Source organism: Psychrobacter piscatorii (genome assembly GCF_904846415.1).
In the GTDB taxonomy this organism is placed as follows: domain Bacteria; phylum Pseudomonadota; class Gammaproteobacteria; order Pseudomonadales; family Moraxellaceae; genus Psychrobacter; species Psychrobacter piscatorii.
The window spans coordinates 1-15,140 of record NZ_CAJHAR010000006.1 but is presented as its reverse complement, the minus strand read 5'-3'; the positions used below and the strand labels follow the sequence as shown (position 1 = coordinate 15,140).

General features: G+C 44.5%; 17 protein-coding genes and 1 pseudogene. 2 read left to right on the top strand and 16 right to left on the bottom strand.

Features of this window, described 5'->3' with window-relative positions; genetic code table 11:
- Positions 1-47 precede the first annotated feature (47 nt).
- Entirely contained in the window at positions 48-1,262 is a 1,215-nt protein-coding gene (locus JMX83_RS04050; protein WP_201599278.1) for an IS256 family transposase, read from the top strand.
- Here JMX83_RS04050 and JMX83_RS04045 read toward each other — a convergent pair.
- The 4 genes from JMX83_RS04045 to JMX83_RS04030 form a co-directional block, all read right to left on the bottom strand.
- A complete protein-coding gene (locus JMX83_RS04045; RefSeq protein WP_201599277.1) occupies positions 1,259-1,465 on the bottom strand; it encodes a hypothetical protein in 207 nt (68 codons plus the stop codon). The two genes, JMX83_RS04050 and JMX83_RS04045, sit on opposite strands and share 4 nt — an antisense overlap.
- 243 nt (positions 1,466-1,708) lie before the next feature.
- Positions 1,709-2,155, bottom strand: a complete 447-nt coding sequence (locus JMX83_RS04040) for a hypothetical protein (RefSeq protein WP_201599276.1) — start codon at positions 2,153-2,155, stop codon at positions 1,709-1,711.
- A gap of 367 nt (positions 2,156-2,522) precedes the next feature.
- Complete coding sequence (locus JMX83_RS04035) at positions 2,523-3,572, bottom strand: zinc-binding alcohol dehydrogenase family protein (RefSeq protein WP_201599372.1); 1,050 nt, start codon at positions 3,570-3,572, stop codon at positions 2,523-2,525.
- A 94-nt stretch (positions 3,573-3,666) separates the two neighbouring features.
- A complete protein-coding gene (locus JMX83_RS04030) occupies positions 3,667-4,524 on the bottom strand; it encodes an SDR family NAD(P)-dependent oxidoreductase (protein ID WP_201599275.1) in 858 nt (285 codons plus the stop codon).
- Positions 4,525-4,706: 182 nt separating this feature from the next.
- On the opposite strand from JMX83_RS04030, the gene JMX83_RS15335 reads away from it, so the two are divergent.
- Entirely contained in the window at positions 4,707-4,835 is a 129-nt protein-coding gene (locus tag JMX83_RS15335) for a hypothetical protein (protein ID WP_265089484.1), read from the top strand.
- A gap of 18 nt (positions 4,836-4,853) precedes the next feature.
- Here JMX83_RS15335 and JMX83_RS04025 read toward each other — a convergent pair whose 3' ends face one another.
- From JMX83_RS04025 to JMX83_RS15470, 12 genes and pseudogenes are all read right to left on the bottom strand, one after another.
- Positions 4,854-5,981 carry a M14 family metallopeptidase gene (locus tag JMX83_RS04025; RefSeq protein WP_201599274.1) on the bottom strand — a complete coding sequence of 376 codons (1,128 nt, stop codon included), beginning with the start codon at positions 5,979-5,981 and terminating at the stop codon, positions 4,854-4,856.
- Between the two features lie 209 nt (positions 5,982-6,190).
- Positions 6,191-7,015, bottom strand: a complete 825-nt coding sequence (locus JMX83_RS04020) for a DODA-type extradiol aromatic ring-opening family dioxygenase (RefSeq protein WP_201599273.1) — start codon at positions 7,013-7,015, stop codon at positions 6,191-6,193.
- A gap of 120 nt (positions 7,016-7,135) precedes the next feature.
- The gene (locus JMX83_RS04015; RefSeq protein WP_201599272.1) at positions 7,136-7,591 is read right to left on the bottom strand and encodes a DoxX family protein; all 456 of its coding nucleotides are present in this window, start codon (positions 7,589-7,591) and stop codon (positions 7,136-7,138) included.
- A gap of 194 nt (positions 7,592-7,785) precedes the next feature.
- Positions 7,786-8,208: an acetyl-CoA carboxylase biotin carboxyl carrier protein gene (locus JMX83_RS04010; protein WP_201599271.1), complete on the bottom strand. Its 423-nt coding sequence runs from the start codon at positions 8,206-8,208 to the stop codon at positions 7,786-7,788.
- A 57-nt stretch (positions 8,209-8,265) separates the two neighbouring features.
- Positions 8,266-9,453, bottom strand: a complete 1,188-nt coding sequence (locus JMX83_RS04005; protein ID WP_201599270.1) for an NRAMP family divalent metal transporter — start codon at positions 9,451-9,453, stop codon at positions 8,266-8,268.
- A gap of 72 nt (positions 9,454-9,525) precedes the next feature.
- On the bottom strand, positions 9,526-10,260 hold the full coding sequence (pxpA, locus tag JMX83_RS04000) for a 5-oxoprolinase subunit PxpA (RefSeq protein ID WP_201599269.1): 735 nt from the start codon (positions 10,258-10,260) through the stop codon (positions 9,526-9,528).
- A complete protein-coding gene (locus JMX83_RS03995; protein ID WP_201599268.1) occupies positions 10,250-11,173 on the bottom strand; it encodes a 5-oxoprolinase subunit C family protein in 924 nt (307 codons plus the stop codon). The genes pxpA and JMX83_RS03995 overlap by 11 nt, the downstream gene beginning before the upstream one ends.
- Before the next feature lie 39 nt (positions 11,174-11,212).
- A complete protein-coding gene (gene pxpB, locus JMX83_RS03990) occupies positions 11,213-11,866 on the bottom strand; it encodes a 5-oxoprolinase subunit PxpB (protein ID WP_201599267.1) in 654 nt (217 codons plus the stop codon).
- A gap of 69 nt (positions 11,867-11,935) precedes the next feature.
- A complete protein-coding gene (gene accC, locus JMX83_RS03985) occupies positions 11,936-13,282 on the bottom strand; it encodes an acetyl-CoA carboxylase biotin carboxylase subunit (protein WP_201599266.1) in 1,347 nt (448 codons plus the stop codon).
- A 49-nt stretch (positions 13,283-13,331) separates the two neighbouring features.
- A complete protein-coding gene (gene accB, locus JMX83_RS03980; protein ID WP_201599265.1) occupies positions 13,332-13,844 on the bottom strand; it encodes an acetyl-CoA carboxylase biotin carboxyl carrier protein in 513 nt (170 codons plus the stop codon).
- A gap of 77 nt (positions 13,845-13,921) precedes the next feature.
- Complete coding sequence (locus tag JMX83_RS03975; protein WP_201599264.1) at positions 13,922-14,713, bottom strand: putative hydro-lyase; 792 nt, start codon at positions 14,711-14,713, stop codon at positions 13,922-13,924.
- A gap of 293 nt (positions 14,714-15,006) precedes the next feature.
- A pseudogene (locus JMX83_RS15470) lies at positions 15,007-15,140 on the bottom strand (IS30 family transposase); the annotation flags it as partial.

Genomic DNA, 15,140 nt, shown 5'->3' with positions numbered 1-15,140 from the left:
CCAAACTTTGTGTAACTGCTTATAATCCACTAACAGGAGAATAAGCAATGACTACTCAATCTGACATCAAGAAACTGGCCGAGCAAATGGCTGGTAGCATGAACAGCTTCGATGACATCAAAGACTTCCAAAAGCAGCTCATGCAATCCTTTATTGATACTGCCTTAGAGGCTGAGATGGAAGAGCATCTCGGCTACCCTAAACATGAGAAGGCAGACAAGCCCAATAAGCGCAATGGGCATACTAAAAAGACCGTCCGCAGTGACACAGGCGATCTTGAGATATCCACCCCAAGAGACCGCGGTGGCAGCTTTGAGCCTGTGCTGGTCAGTAAGCATCAAACCCGTATCTCAGGTCTTGATGACAAGATCATATTCCTTTACGCCAAGGGTCAAACCACCACCGAGATTGTAGAGAGCATTAAAGAGCTCTACGATGTCGACATCTCAAGCTCTCTTGTCTCAAGAGTCACCGATAACATATTAGAGGACATCACCGCTTGGCAGAACCGGCCGTTAAGCAGTGTTTATCCTATCGTCTATTTGGACTGCATCGTCGTGAAGATACGTCAAGACAAGCAGATCATCAACAAAGCCATTTACTTAGCGCTAGGTGTTGCTCTTAACGGTAAAAAAGAGCTGCTTGGTATGTGGTTATCAGAGAATGAAGGCGCTAAGTTCTGGCTTGGTGTTCTCACTGAGCTACAAAACCGCGGGGTTCAAGATATTCTTATTGCCTGTGTAGACGGCCTAAAAGGCTTCCCTGATGCCATCAATACGGTCTACCCTAACGCTCAGGTTCAGCTGTGTATCGTGCATATGGTGCGCTATTCGATGAAGTTCGTACCTTGGACGGACAAGAAGGCCGTAGCAGCTGATTTAAAGGCCATCTACGGTGCTGATACGCTTGAGATGGCAGAGGCCAACCTTGAGCACTTTGATGAAGTATGGGGCAAAGAGTACCCGCATGTCATCAAGTCTTGGCGCAATAACTGGGAGGGCTTAACGGTGTTCTTTGACTATCCTAAAGACATCAGAAGAGTGATCTATACCACCAATGCGATAGAGTCGCTAAACAGTGTGATTCGGACGGCGGTGAATAAGCGTAAGGTGTTCCCGTCTGATCAGGCAGCGTTTAAAGTGGTGTACTTAGCCACCCAGCAGGCATCCAAAAAGTGGTCGATGCCTATTCGTAACTGGACGTCTGCTCTGAATCGCTTTATGATTATGTTTGATGATCGTATTAGTAAGCATTTAATCTAAATGGCAGTTACACAGAATCTGGGATGGTCTCGCTTAATTCTATTTATTAGGTGTCTTAAGTTTGGGAGGGTTACCCATTTATCAGTTGGAGCTGTTTCAAAGTAGTCCATATTATTACTTTCAAATAATTCAACAGCTTCTTTTAATTGACCTTGTTTAAAAAGCCTAAAAATTCTCATTCTTAGTTTTCTATATTCATCCATAATTATTCCTATTGACTTCTGTTTTTATCAAAAAATATTTGCATTTCTTCTATTAGATCATCAGGTATATCCTTACCTTTAATTTCATCAGCATGACTTCGGTTTTTGGACATATTTTCTAATCTAAAATATTGAGGGTGGCTATTATCTTGATGTACTACGACTATTTTGACGTGAATGACACAGTTAAAAATATAAAGCCTAACTGATTACGTTAGGCTTTATGATAAAAATTATCGAGCGTTACGCATCATTTTCATCGGTCAAGTACCACTCCATAAACTCATAGAAGCTATCCCAATGCGGTAATGTACCGTCCGCTAGTTGCTGTATCTGTCCCATCTGAAAATTCCATACACTATCATCTTCTGTATTGTAAAAATAACCGCCTTCACCTTCGCCTGTACTAAATAGAATATAATTCTTAGGAACTCCCCAAACTTCATGTGCGAATTTCACTCTAGGGATGAAACTTCTGGTCGGTAAGGGATCAACTATTTCATCGACACCAGAACGATAGCTTGTTGATCCTAATAAATATTTGGTATATATTTTAAAAAAACCACTGTCTTCTTTAACGCCATAGTTTAAGAGAATAGTTTTTGCCTCAAGCTTATGCTCTGGTTTCATCTCTATAGCAGGATATTCTCGATTAGATAATAAGACTTCAACTTCATTGAATGAACTCACATTAATCTCCTTGCAATTGGTTTAAACGATCTTTCCAGTACTAACTCTTATATTTATCAAAAATATCACGATTATCTGGATGACTGTTGTTTCCATAAGTTTGCCACTCTCTTTTTCATATTGTTTAATCATTTCAGTTTGTTTACTATGTATTTCTTTTTTAGTACCCAAATCTATTTTTTGATATTCAACACCCATTTCTTCAATTTCATCAGCAGGATAGCGCTTTTGGTTACCCTGCGTGACGGAAGTACTGTTAGAATTTTAATACGACTAATTATATAACCACACCAACACAAAAAAACCATCTTAGCTAGGATGGTTTTATATTTTGATTTTAAGATTATACTTTCTAAAACTATAAGCCCTACGCAGGCCAACCTTCTAATACAATCTTGCCATGTGCTTGCTGGTTTTCTAGCATTTGGTGCGCACTACGTACATTTTCAGCCGTGATAGTGCTCAGATGATAGGCAACGGTGGTTTTGATCTCGCCTGCATCAATCATGTTTGCCACGTCCGTCAATAAACGATGCTGTTCGAGCATATCTGGCGTATGGAACATAGATCGCGTAAACATAAATTCCCAATGTAGGCTCAGACATTTAGTTTTAAGAAGCTTGGCGTCTAATGATTCAGGATCATCGATGAGTCCCAATTTACCTTGTGGCTTTAAGCATTTAATGATTTCTTCATAATGCTCGTCGGTGTTATTGAGGCTCACTACGTAATCTACCTCAGTGATACCTGTCTTCTGTAGCTCTTCAAACAATGGGTTGCGGTGATTAATCACATGATCTGCGCCTAGATCCTTTAACCACTGTACGCTCTCATCTCGTGATGCAGTGCCAATAATCGTGGCAGAAGTCCGTGTTTTTAATAACTGCGTTAAGATAGAACCCACCCCGCCTGCCGCACCAATAACCAATATCGAGACGTCATTATCACGCTCATCACTACCATTTTTATCTGCCGAGCTATTAGTAACAGGCACTTGCAGGCGCTCAAACAACATCTCCCAAGCCGTAATCGTAGTGAGAGGCAGTGCCGCCGCTTCAGCGAAAGACAACGATGCTGGCATACGCCCAACGATTCGCTCATCAACCAGTTGATACTCAGCGTTGCTTCCTGAACGGGTTAAATCCCCTGCGTAATATACCTTATCTCCTACTGAGAATAGGCTTACCTCGTCGCCAACCGCTGTCACGATGCCCGCCGCATCCCAGCCAATCACTGCATACTCACCCTCTGGTGCAGGACGCGATTGACGGATCTTATAATCCACTGGATTTACGGATATGGCTTTGACCTCTACCAGAATGTCATGGCCTGATGCAGTTGGCTTATCAAGGGTAATGTCTTGTAGCGCTTTTTCGTTATCGATAGCTAGGTTGTCTTGATAGCCAATGGCTTTGATGGTGGTCATAATACGTTGTCCTATTTTTAATAAAGGTATTTTTGGTTATTTAATTTCTGATGGTTAATTGATGCCATAAAACATGATTTAATTGCTAGGCAAAAATGGACTGCAATACGGTTTGAGTTTGCGCTTCAAGCTCGGCAATGGCTTCTTTATCTAACGCATCGGCATGCGGTTGTCCAAATTCGCCCCTAGCATCGCCATGTGCACCATCTTTGATATCGTTATCAAAGTATTTACCCGTGTCGTCCGCGAACTCATCCGAGACAGCCAATGCTGTTAGGATATTTGCGCCTTTGTCTGCTGATGACCAGTGATGACCATACGCTTCGTCAACCATCTTGGTGTTCAGCAATGATCCCGGATTGACAGCGATCACATTAATATCATGGCTAGCAACTGTGCCAGCTAAACCCATACTCCACATCGTGAGCGCCAGTTTACTTTGCGCATAGGCAACTTTGTCATCGAGACGCTCTTGTCCTACAAATGCCTTATATGATATTGGAGCTTGGGCAGCCGAGCTCAGATTCACAATACGCGCTTTACTAGATTGCTTGAGTAAAGGTAACAAAGCATTAGTCAGCTCATAAGGCGCTAGGTAATTGACCACAAAGCGTATGTCCAAACCATTTTTAGTCATCGCTGATGCCGTGGTATAAATCCCTGCATTGTTTATGAGGACGTCAAGCTTTGGTAGCTTTTCATTGACGTCTGCGGCCATCTTGAGTACAGCGGTTAAGTCAGAGAAATCCGCGACAAACCCATCAATATGATCTACCGCGTCGCCTGTTGCCACGGCTTTTACTTCGGCGATGACACTGGCAAGTTTGTCAGCATCGCGGCCATGCAGGTACACCTGATGACCCGCTTCTGCCAGTTTTAAAGCCGCCAATTTGCCAATACCGTCGGTGCTACCAGTGATTAAAATTGTTTTAGTTTTACTCATGATTGCAACCATCCTTATTATTTGATTATTTAACTTATGGTTATCTTATTAGGTACACGCTACATTTTATCCGCCGTCATGATATCCATTGTTATGAAAGTGTTGTGATTCATACAGCCACTATTGATCATTTTTCAGCATTATTTTAAAAGTAGCGAACGCTTTATATAATTGTTTACTATATGAAAATCATAAAGACAGCCAATGTCGACTGTCTATCTGCGGGCATCTATACACATAAAGATATGATGGACAAAAAAACGCTAGTAAGTGAGTACTTACTAGCGTTTGAACAACAACTGTCTATCTAAAGCTTCAGTTAGCGTCAATTAACGTAAATCATCAACGACGGCTAGCATGGCAATAAGCGATGCTTCCCCTAACTGAATAGAACGCTCTGGTGACCAGCCCATTTCTTCATCAGGTAGATTATCATTGTCTTTGAACGGCATCTCTAAGGTATTGGCAAGACAGTCAAAACGCTCTGCCACCCAATGGGTTGCGAGCGTCATATTCGCCGCGCCTGGCGCATCAATCTCATAACCGAACTCTGTCTGAAAGTCAGCACTGGCTAATTTCAATACGTCTGAGAACCGATCACGTAGATGTGCGAGGCGCTCATTATAACTTGGTGTGCCTTGAGAGCCAGCAAGGAATGCATAAGGTAGTGCTTCATCGCCATGCACATCATAAAACAGATCAACGCCCGTCTCTTCCATCTTTTTAATCACATGAAACACTTCAGGGCTTTTGTCCAAGCTTGGACTTGCCCATTCACGGTTTAGATTCGTACCTGCGGCGTTCGTACGTAGATGTCCGCGTACACTGCCATCAGGATTCATATTAGGCACAATATAGAAGTTGGCTTTCTCTAACAGCAACCGACTATTGGCATTATCTTTATCTAACAAGCTATAGAGCAAACCTTCGACCAGCCATTCCGCCATCGTTTCACCTGGATGCTGACGCGCAGTGATCCAGATGTTGCGTTTGGTCGTATCGCCATCACCAATCTTCACTAACGTTAGGTCGCGCTTATCAAGGGTGTCGCCTAAATGCTCTAACGTCACTAGCGGATGCGTCTGTACAGCGGCTAATAAATCCTGATGACGCTCATAACTATAAGGCGCAAAATAAGCAATTTGGATGGTTTCGCACGCCAACTCTGCCACGATGGTTAATTTGCCATCTTGATAAGTCGTCGGTAGACGAAACCAATGCTGACGATCATAAGAAGCGACTGCTTGATAATTTTCCCACCCTTCTAGATAGGAAGCCTCCCCTGCATTCATAATATGAAGAACGTACTCTTCTCCAATCTCACCAGAGAGACGGAAGTTGAACCATTGGAAAAATTCTTCGCCAACGTCGGGACGAATGGCCAGTTGAATATTGTTTTTATCTTCTATGTTAAGTACGTCAATATTACCTGCGTCAAAATTGGCAGTGATACGCATGATCGCTCCTTGATTTGTTTTTTATGATTGGGTCTAATCGGCTATGTGCGGGATGCAAAGGAATATGACAGATTTTTTATTCTAGATAATCTCTAATCTAACACAGTAGCGTTATACTTTATTGGTCATCACACACTCTTTTTCAAGTCATTGGCTGACCAGATTAATCTCTAGTGTTTTCAGAATAACCCACAGCGCTATATTCATATTTATCCAAACTGGAAAGCAGATAACTGCGTTTTTAGCACTTGCTCGGAGTAGATTTTATCCCCCTTATCATTACCTGCTGCGCCTACCGCCACCATAAGCGGTAGCAAATGCTCCTCCGCCCCTAATGGATGCGACGCTGTTGCATAAGGCGCTTTTAACCAGTTAGCCAGCGCTGACCACCGCGTCTCCGCATCCGCTGCAACAGTATCGGTCAGCCAGTCGTCAAAGCGCTCTGACGGTGCGGTGAAATTTGCATCACCATAGCCACGCATATTATGAAAACTCATACCGCTTCCGATGATTAACACCCCTTCTTGACGTAATGATTGCAGGGCTCGACCCGCTGCCAGATGCGTTTTTGGGTCTAAATTATTGCGTAGTGACATCTGTACTACAGGAATATCTGCCTCAGGAAACATTACCTTTAACGGTATAAATACCCCATGATCAAATCCACGCGCCGCATCTTGTTCATTTGGGATTCCTGCCTCAGTTAGCATTTTACTGACTCGCTCAGACAATACTGGCGCACCTGATGCTGGATAAGTCAAATCATAGGTATGCTTGGGAAACCCATAGTAATCGTAAATCAGATCAGGTTTTGCACCAGCAGTAATACCAAACTCAGCCGTCTGCCAATGGCCGCTAATGATCAAGATAGCCTTTGGTCGCTCAGGCAATCGATTCGTAATGCTCGCTAAAAAAGTCGCCATCCCATCCCACATATCTGCAGGTTGCCAATCCATAAAAAAGCAAGGTCCCGCGCCATGCGGTATAAATAGCACAGGCTGACTTACTGACTCGTTAGATACGTGTACGCTCATCACTTGCTCCTCGTCACTTTTATGAAATGGTGTTATTAATTGATATGACGTTATCAACGTGAGTCATTACTGTTATTAGGATGACGACTCTTTAGCGTTACTGATAGTCATTAGAGGGAGCTATGCCGCGCGTCCTAGATTTTCTGATAGTGCCTTATCCATGCTTATAGCGCCGCCACCTTGTACCGCTAAAGCGAGCAAGGCAACCATCAAGGTCAATGCGTATTCGTAGCCGCCCTCAGCAGCGAATAGGCCATTACTGATATGGACAGAGAAAATAGCGACTAGCATCGTAAAGGCGGCGACCAATGCAGCAGGTCGAGTCAGCAATCCTAATACTAAGGCAAGACCACCGAAGAACTCAGCACCGCCTGCTAAGATAGCCATCAGGTAGCCGGGTTCCATACCCATACTACTCATCCACCCAGCCGTACCTGCCAGCCCATTGCCACCAAACCAGCCAAATAGCTTCTGCGCGCCATGTGCCATCAAAATTAGGCCCACAGGCACACGAAGGATTAAGGCAGCAACGCCAGCTTTCGATGTTAAAACTCTATTTAATAATGAGGATTGCATTGATGAGTACTCCATAACGTAGTAGTAAGATAAAGTGTTTAGATATTGGTATAAACATACTTTACTATCGTCGCTATAAAAGAGTAAGCCAAGTTATATTGAATAATTATCAACGTAATGTTGTTAATTGATTGGATATAAACCTTAATAAGTGTGCAAAAGACACAGACAAAATGCCATCGCAGTATGACTCATTAATGTATTATTACATCCAAAATAGGTTGGCCATATTCCACACCGATCCCATCCTCAACCACTATATCGCTAACCATACCATCATGCTCACTCACGACAGGGAGCATGCGCGTTAGCTCTTCGATAAAGCAAACGGTTTGGCCTTTTTCAATACGATCGCCTTTTTTAACAAGATTGTCCGTCACAGCGTCTGCGCGTAGATGCACGATACCGACATGCGTGGCACATACCTGCGCAGACTCATTGCTGTCATCTTTAGCGAGTTTCTCACCGCTGCCTGCTTCGAATGGTAGACGATGGCGCTGCGAATTGTTGGTAGAATTGACCACTTTGATTGACTGACCACCCTCTACGATCGTCATTTCCTGTAATTGGCTGCGCTCAATGAGCTGCACCACGCGCTCGACTTGCTCGATATCCATCATACCCTCCTTATATTATATTTTTTAGTCGATACTGTTTTTAGCCTAGCCCAATGTTTAGCTTAGCCCAAGATATTTGGCAATGGTCATGATACTGAGCACACTCATCGCAATGGCAATTAGCCAGCCAAAGGCAGCAATCCAGATAGGATGCTTGTAGTTGCCAACGATGTTTTTTCGATAAGCGGCAATCAGAATAATTACCATAGCAATAGGTAAGACCAAGCCGTTCAATGTACCTACCAATACCAGTACCTGAGCGGGCTTACCAATGGTGGCAAATACAAGCGTTGAGATGACGATAAAACCGATAATAAAATAGCGCTTATAGGTTTCGATAAAGGGATGGAAATTGGTCATAAATGACACTGAGGTATACGCTGCGCCAATGACTGAAGTCACAGATGCCGCCCAGATAACAATACCAAAGATCACTTTACCCACGTTACCTAAGATATGCTCAAAAGGCGACATCGCTGGGTTTGACGGATCTAAAGTTAGGCCTTGTGATACCACGCCCAACACGGCGAGGAACAAAAACACTCGAATCACTGAGGCGACCAAAATGCCCGTGACTGAACTTTTGGTCACTGAGCTTAGATTTTCCTCACCTGTCACGCCCGCCTCTAGCAAGCGGTGTGCGCCAGAAAAAGTGATATATCCGCCGACCGTACCACCGACCAAGGTCACGATGGCTACCGCATCGATTTTGTCCGGCATGATGGTTTTGGTCGCCGCTTCTGCCAAAGGTGGGTCTGATTTGAATACCACATAAATGATTAAGACAATTAAGATAAAGCCCATGAGCTGAGCAAATTTATCCATTAAAGGCCCTGTCTCTCGACCCAAAAATATCGCGACGGCAATCACACCACTGATTAATGCGCCCGTGATGGGTGAGATATTAAACATCGACTGCATGCCAAGGCCAGCGCCGCCGATATTACCAATATTAAAGGCAAGCCCGCCTGCAATAATCAAAAAGGCGAGTAGATAACCGACTCCGGGAAACACCAAATTGGCGATTTCCTGCGCCCGTTTTTTGGATACGGCAACCACGCGCCAGACATTAAGCTGGACGCCAATATCCATGATGATTGATATTAAAATAACAAAACCAAAGCTGGCCATCAAACTTTCGGTAAAAGTAGCGGTTTGGGTTAAGAATCCCGGTCCAACCGCAGAGGTGGCCATCAAAAAGGCCGCGCCCAAAATGGCGGTATTGTGCTTTTTTAAGGTACTCATAAACATCCTTGTATAAAACGAGACAACAAATTTGAGTCATTAACGTTCAAACAGTTATCCGTCAAATGATTATTATGCGGATATCGTAATACCCTTTCGTTCTAATTGTTCTTTGATCTCTTCAGCAAATAAAATGGCGTGCGCGCCATCGCCATGCAGACAGATACTCTCTGCCTCAACAGGCACCACCTCACCGCAGACACTGGTCACCGTCCCCTGGGTAATCATCTGCAATACATGGTCAATAGCCGCTTGGGTATCGGTGATAAGCGCGTTGTCTTTACTACGCGAGACCAATGAGCCATCTTTTTCGTAGTTTCTATCCGCGAACACTTCAGATATCGACACCAGTCCCTGACGTTTGGCGGCAGCAACCAGATGACCACCTGACAGCCCCATGACTTTTAAATTGGGATCAAAGCGTTTGATCTCACTGACCAAAATATCAGCGAGCGACTCATCAACAGCCGCTTGATTATATAAAGCACCATGCGGTTTGACATAATCTAATGACACACCGACCAGATCACACAGTGCTTTGGTTGCACCAAGCTGATAGGCCATCAATGCCCGATATTTCTCTTCGCCCAAAGACTGATTGGTGCGACCAAAGTTTTCTCTATCGTCAAGCCCTGGGTGTGCCCCGACTCTAACATTGTTTTGTTTTGCCAATTGCAAGGTTGCTAGCATCTCCGCATAAGAGCCTGCATGCAGCCCGCAGCAAACATTGGCAGAGCTGACGATGGTAAGCAGTTTATCGTCTTGCCCGCAGCCTTCAGCAACGTCTGCATTCAAATCAATGTTCATAACCATACTCCTGTATCTGATCGATATAATGTTGTCGGTTTTGGCGTGCGCGGTGCGCCTGCCTGCGATCTACGAGGGTAAATTGACAGGTTTTACCAAACCTTATTTGTGCCATCAATCCGATATCTGCATCGATAACGGTAGCAATTTTAGGATAACCACCCGTGGTTTGCCCGTCTGCCATCAATACAATCGGCTGACCTTGCGGCGGCACTTGAATCATACCCATATCGACACCGTGCGAGCTCATCTCTTTGGGCTGTGTTAACTCAAGGGATAACTCACCTGCCAAGCGATAACCCATACGGTTACTGCTGGTCTGTAGCTGCCACGGCTGGGAGACAAAATCTGCCTGCGCAGATGATGTAAAGCAATCATACTCGCTACTTTTAATCACACGAATAGTGTTGGTTGGTGCAAGAGGAGCCACACCGATGATCGGCAAGCTTGACGGTGCTTTTACCTTTAACCTGTCATCCGCTTGTAAGTACCTACCGTTAAAGCCGCCGAAACCAGCTTTTAAATTGGTACTACCCGATTGCAATATAGACGCAATATCAAATCCACCATGCACGCAAAGATACGCATACATGCCTTCTATCGGACGTAGTAACTTGAAGGTTTGCCCCGCTTTTGCATTGATGCGCCAATAACTGGGTATACGCTTGTTATCCAAATATGCCTCATAAAGCGCGCCTGTCAGACAAAAGCTGACATCTGCTTCAAACTGTATGGTCAACTCACCCATCGCCAGCTCAATTGCTGGCTCGTCACGCTCATTTTTTAGCAAGGCATTGCCTGCTTGCAGCGCCCAGTGATCCATTGCGCCACTTCTACCCACGCCCATACTGCGATAACCAAAACGCCCCAGGTCCTGAATACTGGCCATACCATTGGTCGTTAAAATCTTCATTGCTGCCACCTATTGACTCATTTTTTACAGGGTCTTGTTTTATTCATGGATATCTATTGCGGTAAAGCACAAAGTATCACCTGCACTCAGCAAGGTTGGCGAATCTTTGGTCAAGTCAAATAGCGCGGTATCGGTCTGACCCAACAACTGCCATCCACCTGGGGAAGCAAAAGGATAAATGCCTGTTTGCTCGCCACCAATACCGACTGACCCTGCAGGCACTTGCGTCCTTGGGGTAGTATGTCTTGGGAAATGTAGCGACTCAGACAAGCCGCCAAGGTAAGGAAAACCGGGCTGAAAACCAATAAAATAAACGGTGTAAATGGCACTGGTATGCAGATCGACCACAGCATCGACAGACATACCCAAAGTCTCTGCCATTGCTGCTAAATCAGGACCGTATTTGCCACCATAATGCACGGGTATCTCGATATGCTTACCATCGATGGTTTTTTCAGGCATCTCCTCAAGCAGCGCAGTCAGTTTGTTTTGTAATACCTGAAACTCATCCCATGCTAGCGGATGACTAAACACACTGAGTGTATTCATACCGATAACAACTTCGATAACTTCGGGCATTTTTTCAATAATATCTGCCAGCGCCCAACATTTTTTTTGCTTATCAAGCGTGATTGGTTTAGGGAAAAACAACACAAGGTTGGTTTCGCTGCCAATTTGCCATTGTAGGGTCATCCTTTTACGCTCCTGGTTTTTATTATGTGTTCTGGCTATTATCTTGATAACTTGGCGTTTATATCTGTTTTATATATTTTCTTTGATCCATTTTTCTAAGTAATGAATGCTCATTTGACCCTCACAGAAGCCTTTATCGGCAAACAAACACTGATGCAACTCAATATTGGTATCAATACCCGTGATCTGCGCTTCTGACAATGCCCCTTGCATCTTGGTGATAGCGTGCGCTCTGGACTCATCCTGTACACATATTTTGGCAATCAAACTGTCATAAGTGGGTGGCACGGTGTAGTTGGACTCGATATGACTGTCCACTCTGACGCCAAAGCCTGCAGGCAAATGACAATAGTTGATGTGGCCTGCATTGGGTAAAAAGGTCTTTGGGTTTTCAGCATTAATGCGGCATTCAAAGGCATGACCACTGATGGTGATGTCTTGCTGCTGGTACGCTAGCGGCAACCCTGCGGCAATACGTATTTGCTCACGGACGATATCAACGCCCGTCACCATCTCGGTGATTGTGTGCTCCACTTGCACCCGCGTATTCATCTCAATAAAGAAAAATTCGCCGTTTTCGTACAAAAACTCAAACGTCCCCGCCCCTCTATAACCCATTTGCCGACAGGCCGTGGCACAAGCCTCGCCTATCTGCTGCCGTTGCTCGTCGGTAATCCCAGGTGCAGGTGCTTCTTCAATGACCTTTTGATGGCGGCGCTGCATAGAGCAGTCGCGCTCGCCCAGATAGATGGCATGACCATGGGTATCAGACAGCACTTGTATTTCGATATGACGCGGATGTTGTAAGTATTTTTCAAGATAGACCACAGCGCTGCCAAAGTTGGCTTTGGCTTCGGTTTGGGTCAAGGAGATGGCAGATAACAGATCGGCTTCTTTTTCAACGACACGCATCCCGCGACCACCGCCACCGCTTGCGGCTTTGATAATGACTGGATAACCCACATCATTGGCAATCTGTATGACAGCATCGGAGTCTGTTGGCAGCGCGCCCTCAGAACCAGGCACACAAGGCACGCCAGCCGCAACCATTTGCGCTTTGGCCGCGACCTTGTCGCCCATGGTGCTTATATTTTCAGCCGTTGGGCCTATAAACTGAATGCCTGATGCTTCCACCAATGCCGCAAAGTCTGCATTTTCTGACAAAAACCCATAGCCGGGGTGAATGGCATCTGCCTGTGTCATTTTGGCCGCTGATACAATCGCTCTTTGGTTCAGGTAGCTTTTTGCGGCATTAGCAGGACCGATGCAGATCTTTTCATCCGCCAAACGTACCGGCAAGGAGTCTTTATCTGCTTCTGAATACACGATGACTGACCCAATACCTAACTGTTTGCAAGCCCGAATGATACGTAATGCAATCTCGCCACGGTTAGCGATTAAGATTTTTGAAAACATATACTTTTCCTAAAAAAGAGAAATCAGATGTTTATTAAACCACTGCTAGTTAGTTTCTAGGCTGGCTTGCAGGTTCAGTGACGAACAAAGCCTGACCGTACTCGACGATATCCCCTTCCTCAATCAGAATATCTTTGATGATGCACGCCGTCTCTGCTTTGACCTCATGCATCATTTTCATTGCTTCAATGATACAAAGCGTCTGTCCCACCTCGACCTGATCGCCTATGCTGACAAACTCATCAGCGTCAGGCTCAGAACGCCGATAAAACGTGCCCAACATTGGCGCTGATATGTCATTTTTTTGTGGCGTATCAACACGCTCTTCATTATTTATATCATTTTCGTGTTTGTTATTATCACTATCGCTAGATGCAGGCTTGGCCTGTTGCTTATTGGATGCGCTGCTGACAGTGCTGGTAGAAGACTGGCTCGTATTTTGCGCAGTAGAGTGACACACAATAGCGATACGTGCGTCACCGTCGGTCACCTCTAGCGATTGTATATCGGCGTTTTCTGCGATTTTTATCAGTTTCTCTAAATCATCAAAATTGATATTCATATTGGACACTATTCCTTTAGTTTTTATAAAAAGTTGGCTTGAAACAACTGGCGTAAAATCAAAACAAATATGATGGTTTATAAGACTGCTAAGTCTTCATCTCTGGGGTCGCAAATAAACATATATCCCGGTGCATGAGTAATCATCAGTTCCGGACGGCTGGTCATGGCGATGCTCTGCGGCGTGACACCGCACGCCCAAAATACAGGCACTTCGCCTGCTTTTATAATGGATGGGTCGCCAAAGTCTGGAGAACTGATGTCTTGGATACCGATTAGGCTGGGATCGCCAATATGAATGGGTGCGCCATGTACTTGCGGAAAACGTGAGGTGGCTTGCACTGCCTTAGTGATTAACGGATAAGGTATCGGTCTCATACTGACCACCATTTTTCCGTGAAATTTTCCAGCAGGCTCTGTTTCTATATCAGTGATGTACATCGGTACATTATGATTGTCTTCGATGTGTCTTATGGGGATGGACGCACTCAACATAGCCGTCTCAAAAGAGAAGCTACAGCCTAAAAGAAAGCAGACCAAATCGTCGCGCCAATAGTCTGTTAAGTCTGATACTTCATCGACCAGCTCACCATGTCGGTATATTCGGTATCTGGATAGATCAGTTCTGAGATCAGCTCCTTTTGCCATTAACTTTGGCTCAGCGCTACCGATATCGGTGACGTCTAACACAGGACAAGGCTTGGGATTGCGCTGTGCAAATAACAAAAAGTCATAAGCCAAATCTTTGGGCACAATGACCAAGTTCGCTTGTATGTGACCTTTGCACATACCCGAGGTAGGTTTGTCTATTTCGTTATTTCTGATCAGTGCCCTGACGTCTTGTGGCGACAAGTTCCCTATGTCTGGCATGGTTGTTCCTTTTTATGCGTCATACTAAAAAATAGTAAGCGATTGTCTGATAAAAACATCCTAACAAATATAAATTGATGTGATTGATTTGGCTTCAAACTGTTACAAAAAACACCACGCTTTATATCGTGCTGAGTCATGCGTTAACCACTACAATATTAGTGACCGTTTAATAATGACAGCGTGCGATATATGAAAGCCATCTCATATATATCGGCGACCTTTAGGAGCATAACCATGTTTGACTCTCATAAGCACTTATTATCTCTTAGATTAACACACCAAGTGCAACGCTAATTAATATTATAGAACGCCTGCATAGGCGTTTTAAACCCTAAGCGTTTTCTTGGTCTGTTATTTAGTTTGTTCTCAATGTCCTGCATCTCATCATCAGAGACTTGTCTAAAGTCACAGCCTTTAGGCAGAT

Coding starts and splice junctions, on each gene's coding strand:
- JMX83_RS04050 (WP_201599278.1), top strand. CDS start 48: ATGACTACTCAATCTGACATCAAGAAACTGGCCGAGCAAATGGCTGGT.
- JMX83_RS04045 (WP_201599277.1), bottom strand. CDS start 1,465: ATGGATGAATATAGAAAACTAAGAATGAGAATTTTTAGGCTTTTTAAA.
- JMX83_RS04030 (WP_201599275.1), bottom strand. CDS start 4,524: ATGAGTAAAACTAAAACAATTTTAATCACTGGTAGCACCGACGGTATT.
- JMX83_RS15335 (WP_265089484.1), top strand. CDS start 4,707: ATGAAAATCATAAAGACAGCCAATGTCGACTGTCTATCTGCGGGCATC.
- JMX83_RS04025 (WP_201599274.1), bottom strand. CDS start 5,981: ATGCGTATCACTGCCAATTTTGACGCAGGTAATATTGACGTACTTAAC.
- JMX83_RS04020 (WP_201599273.1), bottom strand. CDS start 7,015: ATGAGCGTACACGTATCTAACGAGTCAGTAAGTCAGCCTGTGCTATTT.
- JMX83_RS04015 (WP_201599272.1), bottom strand. CDS start 7,591: ATGCAATCCTCATTATTAAATAGAGTTTTAACATCGAAAGCTGGCGTT.
- JMX83_RS04010 (WP_201599271.1), bottom strand. CDS start 8,208: ATGGATATCGAGCAAGTCGAGCGCGTGGTGCAGCTCATTGAGCGCAGC.
- JMX83_RS04005 (WP_201599270.1), bottom strand. CDS start 9,453: ATGAGTACCTTAAAAAAGCACAATACCGCCATTTTGGGCGCGGCCTTT.
- pxpA (WP_201599269.1), bottom strand. CDS start 10,260: ATGAACATTGATTTGAATGCAGACGTTGCTGAAGGCTGCGGGCAAGAC.
- JMX83_RS03995 (WP_201599268.1), bottom strand. CDS start 11,173: ATGAAGATTTTAACGACCAATGGTATGGCCAGTATTCAGGACCTGGGG.
- pxpB (WP_201599267.1), bottom strand. CDS start 11,866: ATGACCCTACAATGGCAAATTGGCAGCGAAACCAACCTTGTGTTGTTT.
- accC (WP_201599266.1), bottom strand. CDS start 13,282: ATGTTTTCAAAAATCTTAATCGCTAACCGTGGCGAGATTGCATTACGT.
- accB (WP_201599265.1), bottom strand. CDS start 13,844: ATGAATATCAATTTTGATGATTTAGAGAAACTGATAAAAATCGCAGAA.
- JMX83_RS03975 (WP_201599264.1), bottom strand. CDS start 14,713: ATGCCAGACATAGGGAACTTGTCGCCACAAGACGTCAGGGCACTGATC.